Annotated in this window: 13 protein-coding genes; 6 read left to right on the top strand and 7 right to left on the bottom strand. The window is 67.2% G+C overall.

Annotated features, from left to right (window positions below):
• Positions 1 to 23: 23 nt before the first annotated feature.
• Both ACXJ16_RS24060 and ACXJ16_RS24055 read left to right on the top strand, forming a co-directional pair.
• Positions 24 to 2,963 carry a TonB-dependent receptor gene (locus ACXJ16_RS24060; protein WP_324699128.1) on the top strand — a complete coding sequence of 980 codons (2,940 nt, stop codon included), beginning with the start codon at positions 24 to 26 and terminating at the stop codon, positions 2,961 to 2,963.
• A 91-nt stretch (positions 2,964 to 3,054) separates the two neighbouring features.
• A complete protein-coding gene (locus tag ACXJ16_RS24055; protein ID WP_463922376.1) occupies positions 3,055 to 4,275 on the top strand; it encodes an SGNH/GDSL hydrolase family protein in 1,221 nt (406 codons plus the stop codon).
• Here ACXJ16_RS24055 and ACXJ16_RS24050 read toward each other — a convergent pair.
• The 5 genes from ACXJ16_RS24050 to ACXJ16_RS24030 form a co-directional block, all read right to left on the bottom strand.
• Positions 4,250 to 5,152, bottom strand: coding sequence for a polysaccharide deacetylase family protein (locus tag ACXJ16_RS24050; RefSeq protein ID WP_463922374.1), 903 nt, complete (start codon positions 5,150 to 5,152; stop codon positions 4,250 to 4,252). The genes ACXJ16_RS24055 and ACXJ16_RS24050 overlap by 26 nt on opposite strands.
• 23 nt (positions 5,153 to 5,175) lie before the next feature.
• Positions 5,176 to 6,237, bottom strand: coding sequence for a glycoside hydrolase family 43 protein (locus ACXJ16_RS24045; protein WP_054436749.1), 1,062 nt, complete (start codon positions 6,235 to 6,237; stop codon positions 5,176 to 5,178).
• A gap of 148 nt (positions 6,238 to 6,385) precedes the next feature.
• A complete protein-coding gene (locus tag ACXJ16_RS24040; RefSeq protein WP_443478567.1) occupies positions 6,386 to 7,843 on the bottom strand; it encodes an efflux transporter outer membrane subunit in 1,458 nt (485 codons plus the stop codon).
• Positions 7,843 to 9,414, bottom strand: a complete 1,572-nt coding sequence (locus ACXJ16_RS24035) for an MDR family MFS transporter (protein WP_463922373.1) — start codon at positions 9,412 to 9,414, stop codon at positions 7,843 to 7,845. Before ACXJ16_RS24035 ends, ACXJ16_RS24040 begins: the two co-directional genes overlap by 1 nt.
• 1 nt (position 9,415) lies before the next feature.
• On the bottom strand, positions 9,416 to 10,594 hold the full coding sequence (locus tag ACXJ16_RS24030; protein ID WP_082370286.1) for an HlyD family secretion protein: 1,179 nt from the start codon (positions 10,592 to 10,594) through the stop codon (positions 9,416 to 9,418).
• Positions 10,595 to 11,071: 477 nt separating this feature from the next.
• Between ACXJ16_RS24030 and ACXJ16_RS24025 the strand changes: the two genes are divergently transcribed.
• Positions 11,072 to 11,638, top strand: a complete 567-nt coding sequence (locus tag ACXJ16_RS24025; RefSeq protein ID WP_054436742.1) for a DUF924 family protein — start codon at positions 11,072 to 11,074, stop codon at positions 11,636 to 11,638.
• 9 nt (positions 11,639 to 11,647) lie between these two features.
• Here the strand turns inward: ACXJ16_RS24025 and ACXJ16_RS24020 are convergent, their stop codons facing one another.
• Together ACXJ16_RS24020 and ACXJ16_RS24015 are read right to left on the bottom strand one after the other, a co-directional pair.
• A complete protein-coding gene (locus ACXJ16_RS24020) occupies positions 11,648 to 12,973 on the bottom strand; it encodes a sensor histidine kinase (protein ID WP_186000053.1) in 1,326 nt (441 codons plus the stop codon).
• Positions 12,974 to 13,029: 56 nt separating this feature from the next.
• Positions 13,030 to 13,695 (bottom strand): response regulator, encoded by a 666-nt coding sequence (locus tag ACXJ16_RS24015; protein WP_324699121.1) that lies wholly within the window; start codon positions 13,693 to 13,695, stop codon positions 13,030 to 13,032.
• A 111-nt stretch (positions 13,696 to 13,806) separates the two neighbouring features.
• Here ACXJ16_RS24015 and ACXJ16_RS24010 point away from each other — a divergent pair, with 111 nt between their 5' ends.
• Genes ACXJ16_RS24010 through ACXJ16_RS24000 form a run of 3 tightly spaced genes read left to right on the top strand, consistent with a single transcriptional unit; the run spans position 13,807 to position 17,753 of the window.
• Complete coding sequence (locus tag ACXJ16_RS24010; protein WP_132469871.1) at positions 13,807 to 14,913, top strand: ABC transporter substrate-binding protein; 1,107 nt, start codon at positions 13,807 to 13,809, stop codon at positions 14,911 to 14,913.
• Positions 14,910 to 16,412: an OprO/OprP family phosphate-selective porin gene (locus tag ACXJ16_RS24005; protein WP_463922372.1), complete on the top strand. Its 1,503-nt coding sequence runs from the start codon at positions 14,910 to 14,912 to the stop codon at positions 16,410 to 16,412. The genes ACXJ16_RS24010 and ACXJ16_RS24005 overlap by 4 nt, the downstream gene beginning before the upstream one ends.
• 39 nt (positions 16,413 to 16,451) lie before the next feature.
• Complete coding sequence (locus ACXJ16_RS24000; RefSeq protein ID WP_054436736.1) at positions 16,452 to 17,753, top strand: CitMHS family transporter; 1,302 nt, start codon at positions 16,452 to 16,454, stop codon at positions 17,751 to 17,753.
• Positions 17,754 to 17,804 lie beyond the last annotated feature (51 nt).

Raw genomic sequence — 17,804 nt, 5'->3', positions numbered from 1 at the left:
TGTTACATGGGAGGGGATATCCAATGCGATCCAACCTGATTTCCGTTCGTGCCGTTCTTCTGAGTGCCGCCGCGCTCCAGGGCTTCGTCGTTCCGTCCGCCTATGCGCAGGACACGGCCGCCGCCCCGGCGACGACCACCGCAACCGATCCGGCCGCCCCCGCGCCCGCACCGCAGGACGAGCCGACGACCGAGGACATCATCGTCACCGGCATCCGCGCCTCGCTGGCCAGCGCCACCAATGCCAAGCGGGAAGCCGTGACCTTCGGCGATTCCATCTTCGCCGAGGACATCGGCAAGCTGCCCGCCACCAACCTTGCCGAAACGCTGAACCGCATGCCCGGCGTGCGCCTCAACCGCGATATAAACGGCGAAGGCACGCAGGTTGCCATTCGCGGTCTCGGCCCGAGCTTCACCCGCGTCCTGCTGAACGGTTCGCAGCTCCAGGTGGCGTCGGACGGCGGCACCAACGGCGGCAGCGCCAACCGTGAAGTCGACCTCGACTTCTTCCCCTCGGAACTCTTCACCCGCCTCGACCTTGCCAAGAGCCCGACGCCCTCGACCCTCGAAGGCGGCATCGCCGGCACCGTCAACCTGCGCAACGCCCGTCCCTTCGACAAGGAAGGCACCCACATCACCGCCGTGGCGCAGGGCCAGTACACCGACAGCAACGGCAAGATCAGCCCGCGCGGCGCGCTCGTCGCCAGCCACACCACGGATACCTTCGGCATCCTCGTCGGCGTGGCCGGCGTGAAGACCAAGACCCGGGTCGACGGTTTCGAGACCGTGGGCTGGGGCGACGGCAACCTGCCCTGCGGTACGGACTGCACCGATGCCGGCAACAACAACTGGAACTGGGCCTCGGTCGTCCCGGCCAATGCCGGTCACGGCCTCGTCGCCGGCCAGCCGGTCGATGTCGTCGAGACTTCGGGCCTCACCGCCAGCCAGCTCAGCACCGCGCTGCTACCGCGCCTCGGCCGCAACAGCCTGACCACCGGCAACCGCTCGCGCATCTCGGCGCTGGCCTCGCTCGAATGGCGCCCCAGCGACGAGCTGCACTTCGCGCTCGACGGCATCTGGGCCAGGTCCAAGCGTGACTACACCAAGGTCAACATGAACTGGCAGGTCCGCAACTCGGGCCCGGGCACCGGCGCGCAGGCGACCGGCGGCATGATCCCGATCGACCTTACGGTGGACGAAAACAACGTCGTCACCAGCGGCACTTTCGCGAACTCGTCGTTCTTCCTCGAAGCCAGCCTGTTCAAGCAGACCACCAAGTTCTGGAACATCAACCCGAGCGTGACCTGGCAGCCTTCCGACACCGTGAAGGTGGAGGCGAGCGCCAACTGGTCGAAGAGCTCGTTCTTCCGCGAACAGCCGACCTTCGCCTTCCAGACCGCGCCGAATTCGGGCGTGGACGTCTACTATGACAACACCGGCGCCTCGAACCGCCCGCTCATCACCACCAATGTCGATCTCAACGACCCGAACCTCGGCTGGCAGTGGTATCGCCAGAACATCCAGCTCGTGCGTCGCAGCACCGACACCAAGGGCGCGCACCTCGACACCACGATCGGCGACGATCAGTTCAGCGTGAAGTTCGGCGGCGCCTATGACCGCGCAGAGCGTTCGATCCGCGCTTACGACAACAGCAGCGCCTACCAGCTTTCGGTCTGCGGCACGGGCTGCACCGGCGCCACCGGCTCGGTTCCCACCTCGTCCATCGCGCAGTACCTGAAGCAGTTCCCGGTCAGCAACTTCGGCCACCTCGCCAGCGGCAGCGTAGGCTACAACGCCTTCGTCGTGCCGGACTTCGACGCCCTGAAGGCCGCCACCAACTATGCCAGCTACCGCGACAGCGCGCCCGAGGCACGCGGCGCGGTGACCGGCGGCGCGACCGGCGACATGGACGAGGAAGTGTTCGGCGCCTACTTCGAACTGAACGGCGTGACCCAGCTGTTCGGCCGCGACCTGCACGCCAATGCGGGCATGCGCTATGCCCACACCCGCCAGGTCGTCGTCGGGCCGAGCCAGGTCGGCACCACCATCGTCGATATCACGGCGAAGTCTAACTACGACAACTTCCTGCCCTCGATCAACCTGACCTACGACCTGATGGACAACGTCAAGCTGCGCGCGTCCGCCTCGCGCACCATGACCCGTCCGGACGCGGGCCAGATCCTGCCGGGCATCACCTTCTCCGACCCTTCGGCGCTGGTGGCGACCGCGGGCAACCCGGACCTGACGCCCTACACCTCGGACAACTACGATCTCGGCGGTGAAATCTACACCGGCGGCATCGGTTATGTCGGTCTTTCGGCCTTCATGAAGAACATCAAGGGCTTCACCGAGACGCAGGTGACGAGCGCCACCTTCGGTTCGCTCAACATTCCGTTCGACAGCCTGCTGTCCACCCAGCAGGATGCGCTGCGCAACCGCGCCGCTGCCTCGGGCGTGGCGATCAACAACCTGCCGATCACCGTGAACCGTCCGGTCAACCTGTCGGACCTGCGGATCAAGGGCATCGAGGCGACCTGGGTGCAGCCGCTGGACTTCCTGTTCCAGGGCCTGGGCTTCTCGGCCAACGGCACCTACCTCGACCAGTCCTCCTCCTCGGGCCTCGTCGCCACCGGCGTTTCGAAGTATTCGTACAACCTCCAGGGCTTCTACGAGAACCATGGCCTGTCGGTCAGCCTGAACTACGTCTGGAACGACAAGTCGATCGCCGTGAACGGCCCGCAGAACAACATCCAGGGCGCAGCGCTGCGTTCGGATGCGCGCGGCCAGCTCGACCTTTCGGCCGGCTATCAGCTGCCCTTCCTGAACGATGCCATGCGCCTGACGCTCGACGTGCTGAACATCACCAACGAGCCGATCCGCACGACCTTCGAATACACGAACGCGGCCTATTCGGTCTACTATCCGGGCCGTCAGGTCCTGGTGGGTATCCGCGCCAACTTCTGATTGTTCTTGCAGGGAACTCCTCCTCCCTGAAAACTGCGAGCCGGCGTCCCCAATCCCTGGGCGCCGGCTCATTTCTTTTGAGGGTCACGCGATGTTGACGACGTACCGCCGCCTTGTCCTGACTGCCGCGCTGCTCGGAGCGGGGATCGCCTCGCCCGCCGTGGCGGCGCCGTGCCCATGGGTCGCCGCGTGGGGTTCCTCGCAGATGGAGCCGGGCGCCGACAATGCGCTGCCGGCAGAAGCCCTGCGCAACGTGACGCTGCGCCAGACCGTGCGCCCCTCTATCGGCGGCAGCGCGGTACGGGTGCGCTTCTCCAACGCCTTCGGCGACCGGCCGCTGACGATCGAGGCGGCAACGCTGGCCCGCGCGGTGCAATCCGGCAAGGCAGCCGTCGATGCGCGCACGGTCACCGCGCTGCGATTTTCCGGCAAGCCCCGCGTGGTGATCCCGCCGGGGGCGGACTGGCTATCCGATCCGGTGGACATGCCGGTCAGCGCGTTCGAGGATCTTGCCGTCTCGATCCACCTGGCAGAGGTGCCCGGACGGCAGACCTCGCATCCGGGTTCGCGCACGACATCCTATTGGCTGGCGGGCGATCACGTTGCCGAAACGGACCTGCCCTCGGCCCATCCCGTGGATCACTGGTTCATGCTGTCCGGCATCGAGGCGCGCGCCTGCAAGGCCGGGGCGGTGGTGGCGCTGGGCGATTCCATCACGGACGGGCGCGGTACAACGACCAACGGCAACGACCGCTGGACCGACGTGCTGGCGCGCCGTCTTGGCGGCGGGAAGGCGGTGATAAACCAGGGTATCGGCGGCAACCGTGTGCTGCTGGACGGGCTGGGGCCCAATGCCATGGCCCGGCTCGACCGCGACGTGCTGGCGCTGCCCGGGGTCACGCATCTGATCCTGCTGGAAGGCATCAACGACCTTGGCAACCTCACCCGGCTCAAGCCGGTGAGCGCCGAAGAACATGCCGCCATGGTCGAGCAGGTTACCGGCGCCTATGCCCAGATCGTCGCCCGCGCCCGCGCGCACGGCATCAAGGTCTACGGGGCGACCCTGCTTCCCGACATGGGGACCGAGTTCTACCATCCCGATGCCGCCAACGAAGCGGACCGGCAGGCGCTCAATGCGTGGATACGCGCGCCCGGAAACTTCGATGGCGTGATCGATTTCGACAAGGTCATGCGTGACCCTGCGCGGCCGGACCGGCTCAATCCCGCTTACGATGTGGGCGATGCGCTTCACCCGAACCCTGCGGGCTACAAGGCCATGGGCGAGGCTATTGCGCTGGAACTGCTGCGTTAAGGGAGGCGGGGCAGACCTCGTCGCCCGGACGTTCGAGCGGGGCAGCCCTCAGCAAGGCGGGCGTCGGGCCGGGTATGGCCGGATCGGTGGCGGCATAGAAACCGTCGCGCTGCGCGTGCTCGAGCGTGACGAACCGGAAGCCCATGTCCCGGTAGAGCGACAGCAGCCGCGGCAGCATCCGCGCATCGAAGGCGCCGACGTGAAGCAGCAGGACATAAGGCACGTCGCGCCCGAACCGGCTTTGTGAGGCAGCCCGCGCCGCTTGCGCATCGCGGCGGGCGGCGGCGAGATAGCGGGTTTCGAGATCGGCGACCGCTGCTGCGTTCTTCTGCGCGATGCAGCGGGCGTAAGGCGCGTTCCACGCCCAGTCATCAAAGGAAAGGCTGACCCCGGCGATGCGATAGTGCCGCTGCGCCAGTGCCTGGCGCACGGCGTCTCGCTCGGCCGGGTCCTGGCCTTCGGCGAGATATGGATAGCGCAGCCAGCGCTTCATGCCGAGCGGCGCCAGAACGGCTTCGTTGCGGTCGATCTCGGCCACGAACTGCGCCGCGCCGACCTTGTCGAGATTGCTGTGAGCGTAGCCGTGATTGCCGAAAGGCAGGCCCGCCGCGCGCCAGCGGGCCAGTACGGCATCAAGCTCGCCCGGCGCGCCCTTGCCCGCATTCACGAAGCCGAATGCGGGCGCGCGGGCCTGCTTCAGCGCCGCCACGATCGCATCGACGACCGAGACCGGCGTTTCGCCCGATGGGTAGGGCGTATGCAGCGGCAGGTCGTCGAACGTCAGCGCGATCTGCGGCGGCGGCGGTGCCGGTGCCGCCTGTGCGACAAGGGGGACGGCGGCCAGCAACGCCGCCACCAGCAGGCGCGCAGGCTTCACGGCCGTCCCCACCGAACCCGGCCTTAGCGAACGAACGGATCGATCGTCCTGATCGTGCCGTCTTCGTTGTAGTGCAGTTCGGTCACCTTCACGTTGCGCAGGCGCGTCTGGCCGGAAAGCTGGCTGTCGGCGTAGAACAGCCACCACTTGCCGTCCTTCTCGACGATCGAGTGGTGCGTGGTCCAGCCTTCCACCGGCTCCAGGATGCGGCCCTTGTAAGTGAAGGGACCGTAAGGGGAATCGCCGATGCCATAGGCAAGGTAATGGGTGTCGCCGGTCGAGTAGCTGAAGTAGTACTTGCCCTTGTACTTGTGCATCCACGCGGCTTCGAAGAAGCGCCGGTCATGGTCGCCGCCGAGCAGGAGCTTGCCCTTCTCGTCCACGATCTTCACTTCGCGCGGGGCTTCGGCGAACTCCAGCATATCGCCGCTCATGCGCGCCACGCGCGGGAGCAGGGCGGGCTTGTCGTCCGCCTGGAGATCGGTCTTCGAGCCATCGGGATCGTACTTGCCGCCCTGGTTGCGCTGAAGCTGCCCGCCCCAGATGCCGCCGAAGTACATGTAGCTCTGGCCGTCCGTGTCCGTGAAGACCGCGGGGTCGATCGAATAGCTGCCCTTGATCGGCAGGGGCTGCGGCTTGAACGGGCCCATCGGGTCCGTGGAAGTGGCCACGCCGATGCGGAAGGCGCCCTGCTTGTCCTTGGCCGGGAAGTAGAGGTAGTAAGTGCCATTCTTGAAGGCGGCATCGGGCGCCCACATCTGCTTGTCGGCCCAGGGTACCTGCTTCACGTCCAGCGCGACGGGGCCGATGGTGACCTTGCCGCCCACGTTGTCCATCGACAGCACGTGATAGTCGCGCATTTCGAAATGGCTGCCAAGGTCGTCCTCGGGCGTGGGGCCGTCGATGTCATGGCTGGGATAGATGTAGAACTTGTCGTTCCACACGTGGGCCGAGGGGTCGGCTGTGTAGATTTCGCTGACGAGCGGCTGCGAAAGGTACTTCTTGCCCGAAGCGGCGTCCGCTTCGGTGGCGTCGGCGGAAGCCGTGGCTTCGGGGGCGCCGCCGGTGCCGTTGCAGGCTGCCATCAGGCCGCAGAAAGCGGTTGCCGCAAGGGCTGCGTAAATTCGCCTCGACACATCAATCTCCCGGTCGGTATGAACCTTATCCGGGAAAGATAGCGCTAACAATCGGTGGGCACAACTGCCATTCTGCGGGTCGGTGCAGACCGCAGGATCAGCGCCTTTCGTCGCTCCAGCCGAGGCCGAGCGCCTTCTGCACCGCGATATAGTCGATGGTCAGTTGCGCGCGTGCCTGCGCGGTGGAGGTTGCCGCGCTCAGTTCCTGCCGTTCGATGTCGAGCTGGTCGATCAGGCTGCTGGTTCCGGCGCGGAAGCGCTGGCGATTGAGATCGGCGGCGGTTGCCGCGCTGCGCTGGGCCATCGTGAGCTGGGCAAGCTGGCGCCGTGTCGCGCCGAAACGGGCAAGGCTGTCCTCGGCATCCTGCAAGGCTTCTAGCACGGCCTGGCGATATTGCGCCTGCGCGCCGTCGCGCTGGGCTTCCGCTTCCCGCACGGCGCTGCCGCTCTTGCCGAAGTCCAGCACGGGCCAGCTCAGCTGCGGCATCAGCAGGGCGGCGAAATTGCCGGGGTCGAACACGTCGCCCGGTTCGGTGCCGCCAAGGCCGAGGATGCCGGAGAACTTGAGGCCCGGCAGCGTCTGCGCCTTCTTGACGCCGATCTGGGCGGTGCCGGCCGCCAGCGCCCGTTCGGCGGAACGCACGTCGGGGCGGTGGGCGATCAGGGCGGCGGGATCGCCGATCGGAACCGAGGCGGGCGGCAACGGCACCGGGGCCCCGGCCGCCAGTGCGCCGTCCAGTTCGCCCGGCGCCCGGCCGGTCAGCACGGCAAGCGCGTCCTTGTAGATCGCGATCTGCGCGGTGAGCGGCACGTTCTGCGCATCGGTGGCGGAAAGCTGGTTCTGCAGCCGCTCGACCTGAAGCCTGGATGCGGTGCCGGCCGCGTAGCGCTGACGGGTGAGTTCCACGGCGCGGCGCTGGAGTTCGCTCGACCGGGCGTTGAGCCGGGCGCGTTCCTGCACATCGCGCAAGTTGACGTAGGACTGGGCGACTTGCGCGCTCAGCGAGACTTGCGCATCGGCAAGGTCGGCGTAGCGCTGGTCGAGCGTCGCGCGGGCTGCCTCGACGCCGCGGCGCTTGCCGCCGAACAGGTCGGGCTCCCACGAGACATTGGCGCCGACATTGTAGAAGTTGAGCGCGGATGAGCCCGAACTCTCGCCGTCCGCTCCGTCGGAAGACGAACTGCCGCCGATCCCGGAACCGGGCAGGGTGGCGTGGACGTACATCGCATTGGCGGCGACCGAGGGATAGAGCCCGGCGCGGCCCTGCTCCAGCTTGGCGCGGGCTTCCCGGATGCGGGCCTGCGCGGCCTCGATGCTGGGGCTGTTGCTCAGGGCATCGTCGACGAGGCCGGTCAGCGCCGGGTCGCCAAGGCTTTCCCACCAGCGGGCGAGGCCGGGGCCCGCGGCCAGCGAAGGATCGTCGGCGCGCACGAAACCGCCGCGCGCGGCGGCGGCGCTGGCGACTGCCGGGGGGCCGTCATAATCGGGGCCCATGGTGCAGGCACCGGCCAGGACCGAGAGCGAGACCGCGAGGAGCAGGGGTGCTGCGCGCATCAGTGCATGGCCCCCAGCGCGGCGTTGCGCGGCAGCGGGCGCAGGAACAGCACCAGCGGCAATACCGCGAGCGTCACGATGCTCATGGCGAAGAAGATGTCGTTGTAGGTCATGACGAGGGCTTGTCCCTGAATCTGCTGTCCCAGCATGCGGATGCCGGCTTGCGGGCTGCCGATCATCTGGCCGAGGCCGTTCACATAGTCCTGCACGGCGGGGGAATTGGCGTTGAGCGTTTCCTCGATCCGGCGGGAGTGCAGCCAGAGGCGATTCTGCTGGAGGATCGAGATCCCGGCGAGCGCGAAGCTGCCGCCGAGGTTGCGCATGGAGTTGAACAGGCCGGAGGCATCGCCCGCGTCCTCCGGCGGGACCGACTGCACCACGGCCTGGCTGAGGAAGAGCATGCCCATGATCTGGCCGACCCCCCGCATGAGCTGGGATTCGGTAAAGTCTCCGCCGGTGGAGCCGAGCGTCAGGCTGGTCTCCATGAATGCGGAAAGGCCCATGATGCCCATGCCGAAAGCCACCGCGATGCGGATGTCCACGCGCTTCAGCAGGAAGGGCACGAAGGGCATCAGCAGGATGGAGGGAATGCCGGAGAGCAGCACGACCTTGCCCGATTGCAGCGCGTTATAGTCCGCGATGGAGGCGAGGAACTGCGGGATGGCGTAGGAAGTGCCGTAAAGCACCACGCCCAGCGCCATGCCCATGATCGCCACCGATCCGAACTGCCGGTCAAGCAGGAGTGCCAGCTTGATGACCGGGCGGCGCGCGGTGAACTGGCCGTAGAGCAGGAGGATGAAGCCGATCGCGCTGATGAAGGCCATCTTCTGGATCAGCGGCGAGGCGAACCATTCTTCCCGCGATCCTTCCTCCAGGAACACCGTCAGCCCGCCCATGCCCAGCGCCAGCCCGGCGATGCCGATCCAGTCCGCCTCTCGCAGCAGGTTCAGCCGTGAAGGCTGGTGCTTCAGGCCCACCAGCAGCAGGGTGATGAGGATGAAGGAAATCGGCACGTTGAGGAAGAAGGCGTAGTGCCAGCTCAGGTTCTCCGCGAGCCAGCCGCCGACCAGCGGGCCGATCAGCGGCCCCAGGATCGCGACGACGCCGAAGGCGGCCGTGCCGATGGACTGCTGGTGGCGCGGCAGGCGCTGGGCGATGATGGTCTGGGCGGTGGGGATCATCGCGCCGCCGGTGAAGCCCTGTCCCACCCGGCCGACGATCATCATCACCAGCGAGTTGGCGAACCCGCAGACGATGGAGAATCCGGTGAACAGCGTAACCGCGATCAGCAGGAACGTGCGCAGGCCGAGCACGCGTTCGAGCCAGGCCGAAAGCGGGATGATGATGATCTCTGCCACCAGATAGGCCGTCGCCGCCCAGGCGCCTTCGGTGCCGGTGGCGCCGATCTCGCCCTGGATCGTGGGGAGGGCGGAATTGACGATCGAGATGTCGAGCGTCGCCATGAGCGCGCCCAGCGTGCCTGCCGCCACTGCCAGCCAGGCGCCCAGGTCGGCGTTGGCCGGTCTGGCGGGAGCGGTGCCTTTACCGGAGGGCAGGGCGGTGCTCGCCACTTCAGCGGCCCTTCGCTTCGAGCCGCTCCTGGTCCTTCTCGATGCGGCCGAGTTCGTCCTTTGCGCTGCGGGTATCGACCGTCACCGAAACGGACAGGCCGGGCAGCAGCACCTTGCGTGCCGAGGCGGGGGCTTCGATCTCCAGCCGCACGGGAACGCGCTGGACGATCTTGGTGAAGTTGCCGGTGGCGTTTTCCGGGGGGAGGATCGAGAACTGCGCGCCGGTGCCCGGCGATACGCTGGAGACGCGGCCGACGACCTCGACCCCGCTGAGGGCATCGACCGAAATCCGGGCGGGCTGGCCCGGACGCATCAGCGCAAGCTGCGTCTCCTTGAAGTTGGCGACGACGTAGAGCTTGTCGAGCGGGACCACCGACATCAGCCGGGTGCCTGCCTGCACGTACTGGCCCACCCGCACGGTGCGGTCGCCCACGCGGCCCGCGATCGGCGAGGAGAGGTGCGTGGAGGAGAGGTCCACCCCGGCCGCTTCGAACTGGGCGCGGGCGCCCTGGCCCTGCGCCTCGGCCTGACGGATCTGTGCCTCCATTCCGGCGACGCGGCGCTTTTGCATTTCCAGCCCGGCGGCCTGCTCGCGCACCTGCTGCGCGGACTGGGCGGCGGTGAGGCGGAGCTGGGCAAGCTGTTCGCGGGTTTCCGCGCCGCTGGCGGCAAGCGGTGCATAGCGGGCGACTTCGGCGGCATCGTGCGCGGCCTTGGTCTTCGCGGCGACAAGCTGGGCCTCGGCCTGCGCGATCGCGGCCTGCTGCTCGGCGATGGAGGCGCGGGCGTTCTCCGCTCCGGCTGCGGCCTCGGCGATCTGCGCGCGGGCCTGCGCCACTTTGGCGTCGTAGTCCCGCGGATCGATACGGACGAGCTGCTGGCCCTGCGTCACGTCCTGGTTATCGCCCACGAGCACCGCGGCGACATAGCCGCCGACCTTGGGCGCGATCGCCACAGCGTCGGCGCGGATCTGCGCGTCGTCGGTTTCCTCGAAGTACTGGCCGTACGTCTTGTGGCGCCAGTACCAGAGCCCCGCCGCCAGCAGTGCGGCGATCGCCACCCCGATCAGGATGGCCCGGGTGCGCGGATTGATCCCGCGTCGGGGGGCATCGCCCCCGGCATCGGCCGCGTTGCGGTTTTCGGTGTCCTGCGGGCCCTGTGGGGAGGTGTCTTCAGCCATCGCGGCGGGAAATAGCGCCGAGTTCGCGGTCGGTCGAGACTATTGATGCAGCCTCCTTTTTTCCCTGCCGCCGGTTTCAGCGGCGGAACATGGCCGGAAATGCGCGAAGATGACCGGCGCGATATCGTCATGGCGACTTGCCGGGGCACAGGGATCGGCGTAATCTGGAGAAAACATAAAAGACGGAGAAGGTTGTATGGAAAGGTACGACCCTGCGATACAGAGTTGTCCGTTCGGATTGCTCTGCGGCATGAGTCTTACGGCTCTTGCCCTGTTCGTGATGGCCCTGCTTCTGTTCGGTTGAAAGCTGCAATCGATTGAGGTTTTATGCAGGCGGGATCTTTATCCTGTTTCTGCATATGCTTGCTGTTGGCCTTTCCGGCATCGGTTTTCCCCGGCCACTTCCCGTCTCGCGGGCTTCTTCCATGGCAGCCCGGCCGCTGATCGTGCGTTTCCAGCGTGAAAGGAAGTATCACGATGGGCAGGTTGCAGGACGAAGTGCTGGATTTCTGGTTTCGCCAACTGACACCGCAGGACTGGTTCGTCGGCGGCGAGAGACTCGATTCGGTGGTGCGCGCGCGGTTTGGAGCCTTGCACCGGGATGCGTCCGGCGGCGCGCTTGACAGATGGGCCGACGATGCGCGCGGCCGCCTTGCGCTCATTCTCGTGCTCGACCAGTTCTCCCGCCATATCCATCGCGGTACCGCGCAGGCTTTTGCAAGCGACGACAAGGCCCTGTCCCTTGCATTGGACGGAATCGCGGCGGGCATGGACGAGCGTCTCTCGCCCGGGCAGCGCCAGTTCTTCTACATGCCGCTGATGCATTCCGAGGATCCGGCGATACAGGCCCGGAGCATCGAGCGCTTCACGGCGCTGCGCGACTTTGCCGACCGCAATCTTGCCTTTGCGCGCAGCCATGCCGCCGAGATCGCGCGGTTTGGCCGGTTTCCGGGGCGCAACGCGGCACTGGGGCGGGAGCCCGACACGGATGAGGACGCTTTCCTGAGCGAGGCGGCCCTGTCGCCGCAGGAGGGTGCCGGCTGAACGGCCGGGTCAGGCTGCCGGGAAAGTCATGGTGACGCGCAGGCCCGGCGCGGCGTCGGCCAGTTCCAGGCCCGCGCCCAGTCTTTCCGCCGCCGCCTTGACGATCGCCAGCCCCAGCCCGCTGCCGGTCGGTCCCTGCTCGCCGTGGAGGCGGGCGAAGCGCGACATGGCCTGTTCGCGCAGTTCGGCGGGAATGCCGGGGCCGGTATCGCTGACGATCAGCCGGACTTTGCCGAGACCCTGTTCGAGCCCGAGCGTGACCGTGCCGCCCCGCCGGTTGTAGCGGATGGCGTTGTCCACGAGGTTGGAGAGCATCTCGTAGACCAAGGCGCGGTGGCCCAGCGCCGTGAAAGGCGTGTCCTCGCCGCCGTCCAGACGAAGTTCCACTTCGGCCTCGATGGCCTGCCGGATGCGGCGGGAGATCACCCGCTGGCTCACTTCCACCAGATCCACTCGTTCCAGCGGCGGCAGGGTGCCCGCCTCGTCCGCGCGGGCAAGGGCGAGGAGCTGGGTGAGCAGGCGCTCCAGCCGGTCGCTCGCCTCGTCGATTTCCTGAAGCGCTTCGCGTGAGCCGCGCCGGGCCAGCGCAACCTGGACCTTGAGCACGGAAAGCGGCGTGCGCATCTGGTGCGATGCATCGGCGGTGAAGCGGCGCATGGCGCTGGTGGCATCGTCAAGCCGGGCGAGCAGGCGGTCGAAAGAACGCGCCAGCGGCCGAAGTTCGGCGGGCAGCGGCCCGGTCTGAAGGGGGGAAAGGTCCGGCGCGGCGCGGGTGTCGCGCGCCTCGATCACGGTGCGCAATTCGGCCAGCGGGCGCAGGCTCCAGCCCAGCGCCGGGCGAATCAGGGCCAGCGCGATCCCGACCAGCGCGCATTCGCCGAACAGCAGCGCGGTCATCAGCCGCTTGCGCAGGGCGTTGCGATTGTCCAGCGTCTCGGCCACCTGAACGACCACCGGCGCATCGATCCGGGGCAGCGCGCGCTTGATCTCGCCGATGCGGATGGGCTGGCCGCGATAGTCGGCATTGCGGAAACGGGCCTCGTCCACCGGCAGGGATGCAAGGTCGGGCGCGGGCAGGTCGGCATAGCCGGTGAGCAGGCGGTTCCCCACGGCAATGCGATAGTAGACATTGTCGCGCTCGGAATTCTCAAGCATCCCGAAGGCGGCGGGCGGCAGGTCCAGCGTGACTTCGCCGCGCTCCACCTGCACCGTTTCGGCAATGGCGCCGAGCGCGCCGCCCAGCACCCGGTCGTTGGTGCGGCGCACGACATCGGAAATCATCGCCGAACCGACAAGGCCGAGCACCAGCGCCACGATCATCAGCGGCCCCAGCATGGCGATGCCAAGGCGAAGGCGAAGCGATACCGCGCGCGGCTGGGCGGCAGGCGCTGTCACGAACGGTCGAGCATGTAGCCCACGCCGCGCACCGTGCGGATGGCCGGGCCGTCCGGCGCAAGCTTGCTGCGCAGCCGCGTGACGTTCACTTCGAGCGCATTGGAACCGACCGGATCGTCGAAGCCGAACACTTCGGCCTGCAAGGTCTCGCGGGAGACGATCTGCCCGGCGCGTGCTGCCAGTGCATCCAGCACCGCCCATTCGCGGCGGCGCAATTCGACCAGCCGCTCTCCCACTTCCACGCGCCCGGTAGAACGGTTGATCGTCATCGCCCCGATCCGCACTTCCGGCGCCGCATCGCCGCCGCGCCTGCGGCCAAGCGCGCGAACGCGGGCTTCGAGTTCCTCCACTTCGAAAGGCTTGCGCAAGTAATCGTCCGCGCCGAGATCCAGCCCGCGCACCCGGTCGTCCAGCCCGTCGCGGGCGGTGAGCATCAGCACCTGCACCTGCTCGCCCCGCGCGCGCAGCCGGGCGAGCACTTCGAATCCATCGATATCGGGCAGGCCCACGTCAAGGATGACCAGCGAGTAGGGCTCGGTCGCCGCCACCGAGAGCGCGTCCTCGCCGCTGGCGACATGGTCGATCGCATGGCCCGCCGCCCGCAGCAGCGAGACCACCCCGCGTGCGAGCTGGGCGTCATCCTCGACGATCAGGATGCGCATGGGAGCGGCCCGGCGGACAATTTTTGGTGAAAGGTGGATGACAGCTTCGGATCGTAGGGCATGTCCATCAGCTTATCCGACATGAGACCCGGAAAGCGAGAGGATACAGGAATGCGCAGCTTCATCACGGTTCTGGCACTTGCAGCGATGGTCGCGTTTCCCGCGATGACCGCGCCTGCCGAGGCCCGGCGCCCGGCCGAGCGCCCGGCCGGCTATCCGCGTTCCTACGACAGCGTCATCGCCGATGCCCAGGCCGAAGGCACCGTGCGAATCTACGCCAATGCCGACAAGGCGGAGATGGTCCCGGTCGTTGCCGCGTTCCGGCGGCTCTATCCGGGCATCCAGGTGCTTTATGCCGATCTCGGTTCGGCCGAACTCTATCGCCGCTACACCGCCGAAACGCGGGCGAAGCAATATTCGGCGGACATCGTCTGGTCCTCGGCGATGGACCAGCAGGTCAAGCTCATCAACGACGGCTACGCGCAGCAATATGCCAGCCCGGAGAAGCCGGCGCTGCCCGCTGCCGCGGTGTGGAAGAACATGGGATTCGGCGTCACCGCCGAGCCGATCGGCGTGGTCTACAACAAGAAGCTCGTGCCGGCCGCGCTCGTGCCGCAAAGCCACCAGCAGCTGGAGCAGCTTCTTCGCAAGCGCCGCACGGCCTTCATGGGCAAGATCGCCACTTTCGACCCGGCGCGTTCGAACGTCGGGTATCTCTACCTTTCGCAGGATTTCCAGATCACCCGCGATACCCGCAGCCTCGTGGAAGCGATGGCGGCGACGCGCCCGGTGCTCATGACGCATACCGAGGAAATGCTCCAGGGCGTTGCCTCGGGCAAACTGGCGATGGCCTACAACGTGATCGGCTCTTACGCGCTCGAACGGGCGCGGCGCGATCCGAACATCGGCGTGGTCTTCCCGCGCGACTATACCATCGTCACCTCGCGCATCGCCTTCATCTCGCGCGAGGCGCGCCATCCGGCCGCCGCGCGGCTGTTTCTCGATTTCCTTCTTTCCCGCGCCGGTCAGGCCCAGCTTGCCCGGCACAGCCTCTGGCCCGTGCGTACGGACGTTCCCGCTTCGCACCGCCTTCCTGCCGGTCAGGCCCGCCCCGTGCGCGTTGGCCCGCAGCTTCTCGTCAACCTCGATCGCCTGACCCGTGAGCGCTTCCTGCGCGACTGGAACGCGATCCTCGCCTCCGGACAAAAGACCAGATGAAAGTCATTGCAGCGGGCACAGCCCTCGCCGCCCTGATCGCGGCGACCCCGGCGCTGGCCGAGGAACCCAGCAGGGAAGATCTTGCCGAACTCGTGCGGGCGCAGGCCGCCGAAATCGCCTCCCTGCGCCAACGCGTGGAGAAGCTGGAAGCCGGTTCGCCGGTTCAGGGTTCGGGTGCCCCGGTAGCGGCCGCCCCGGTCGTGGCCGCAGCACCGCAATCGCCTGTCGCCGCTCCAGAAGCCGCGCCCCAAGTGGCGGTGACGCAGCCTTATGCGCCGCAGCTCCTTCCTCCCGGCCCGGCCGAACGCGATATCGAGCGCGTGCGCGCCGCCGCCGTCTCGGCCTCGGGCGTGAGCACCGAATGGGGCGCGGGCCTGCCGGTATTCCACTCGGCAGACGGCATGTTCAGCTTCAAGCCGCGCGGGCGCATCATCACCGATGTCAGCACATCCACCGGCTCGAAATATGCGGGGCGCAACCTCACTACCACGGGCATGCGCGCGCTGCGCATGGGTCTTGAAGGTACCGTGGGCACGCACTTCTTCTATCAGTTCGAGACCGATTTTTCGGAAAACGAAGTGGACGTCGTCACCGCCTTCATGGGCTGGCGCAACCGCATCGCGCCGGGCATGGACTATGACGTGCGCGTCGGCCACTTGTTCAACGACCGCAGCTTCGAAGGCTCGACCGGCTCGGATTCGACGCCGTTCACCGAACGCTCGGTGGTTGCCACCGCGATCATCCCGCAGCGCGCCTTCTACGGCCTCGGCATCATGCCGCGCCTGTTCTGGAAGACCGGCCACGCCTCGCTGACCGTCACCGGAGACCGTATCGACGGCGACCAGAGCACTTCCGACAACCGCACCGTGCTCGCCCGCGCGCACTGGAACCCGGTGAAGTCCGACCGCCAGGTGCTGCACCTCGGGATCTGGGGCTTCGACGAGATGCTCCACCCCGGCAAGAACACCCTGACGCGCAACACCGTGATCGGCGGGCGTTTCAACGGCGGCCTGCGGCTTTCCACCGGCACGCTGACCGGCGGCACCGGCACCACCGGCTACGGCGTGGAACTGGGCGGCTATTCCGGCCCGCTGTGGGTCATGGGCGAGGCGGGCGAGCGCCATGCCCGGCTCGACAACGGCCGCCCCGATTTCGTGACCCGCGCGTGGAGCGTCTCGGGCGGCTGGTTCCTGACCGGAGACCTGCCTCCCTATAATCCGCGCCTTGGCAGCTTCGGCCAGCCCAAGGTGCTGCGCCCGGTCTTCGAAGGCGGCCCCGGCGCGATCGAGCTGACGGCCCGCTACGAGAACCTCGAGTTCGACGATATCGTCACCCCTGCACAGGGCTGGGCGGCGACGCTGGGCGTGAACTGGTATCTCAACAGCTTCACCCGTTTCCAGGTCAACGCCATCCACTGGAACACGCAGAATACCGCCGGTGCCTATACCGGGAAAGACGATGGACAGACTTTGACCGCCCGCGTCGGCGTCACGTTCTGATCCGTCCCATCCATCCATGACAGACATTCGGGGACAATCATGAGTCTCGCCCTTATCGGCTTCCTGATGGTGGCCACTTTCATGACGCTCATCATGACCAAGCGGATGACCCCGCTGGTCGCGCTGGTCGTCGTGCCCACGCTGTTCGCTCTGCTCGCCGGTTTCCATGCCGGGCTTGGCGACATGATGATCGAGGGCCTGACCAAGCTGGCGCCCACCGGCGTCATGCTGCTCTTCGCGATCCTGTTCTTCAGCACGATGACCGACACCGGGCTGTTCGATCCGCTGGTGGGCCGCCTGATCCGGCTGGTCCACGGCGATCCGATGCTGATCCTGATCGGTTCGGTGGTGCTCTGCGCGCTCGTCAGCCTCGATGGCGACGGATCGACGACTTACATCATCACGATGGCCGCCATGCTGCCGCTCTACAAGCGCTACGACATGAACCGGCTCTATCTCGTCTGCCTGCTGATGGTGACGAGCGGGGTGATGAACCTCACCCCCTGGGGCGGGCCGACCGCCCGCGCCGCCAGCGCGCTCAAGCTCGATCCTTCGACGCTGTTCGTGCCGCTGATTCCGGGCATGATCGCGGGCCTTGCTTTCCTGGTGGTGCTGGCGATCCACTTCGGCCGCAAGGAACGCCGCCGCATCGGCCGCGTCGAAGCCGCGACGCCCAAGGAGCTGGCCGACTTCGCCGTCTCGCAGTGGCCCGAAGCGCGCCGTCCCAAGATGATCTGGTTCAACGCCGCGCTGGTCGCCGCGCTGCTGGTGCTGCTGGTCTGGGGCGTGCTGCCCTTGCCGATCCTGATGATGCTGGCATTCGCGATCTCGATGATCGCCAACTACCCGCATGTTAAGGAGCAGAAGGAGCGCATCGCCGCCCATGCGGGCAATGTGCTGGCCGTGGTCTCGCTGATCTTCGCGGCGGGCATCTTCACCGGTATCCTGTCGGGCACCGGCATGGTCGAGGCGATGAGCCGCGAGGTGGTGAACTTCATCCCGCCGTTCCTCGGCCCCTACATGGCGCCGATCACCGCGCTCATCAGCCTGCCGGGCACGTTCTTCATCTCCAACGATGCCTTCTACTTCGGGATGCTGCCGATCCTTGCCGAGGCAGGCGCGCATTACGGCGTGGAGCCGATGGCCATCGCCCGTGCCTCGTTGATGGGCCAGCCGGTTCACCTGCTCAGCCCCTTGGTACCCTCGACCTACCTGCTGGTGAGCCTTGCGGGCGTGGACCTTGCCGATCACCAGCGCTTCACGCTGGTCCCGGCGGCGCTGTGCTGCCTGGTGATGACCTTGGTGGGGATGATGGTGCTGGCCTTCCCGTTCGTGGGGTAATTCGGTGTTGCGCCAGCTCCCGCTCCGGATTGCCGCGCCCCTGCGGGGCTC

It is taken from the genome of Novosphingobium sp. TK71, from assembly GCF_055361505.1.
The sequence above is the reverse complement of the archived record's forward strand: the minus strand, read 5'-3'. Positions and strand labels throughout refer to the sequence as shown.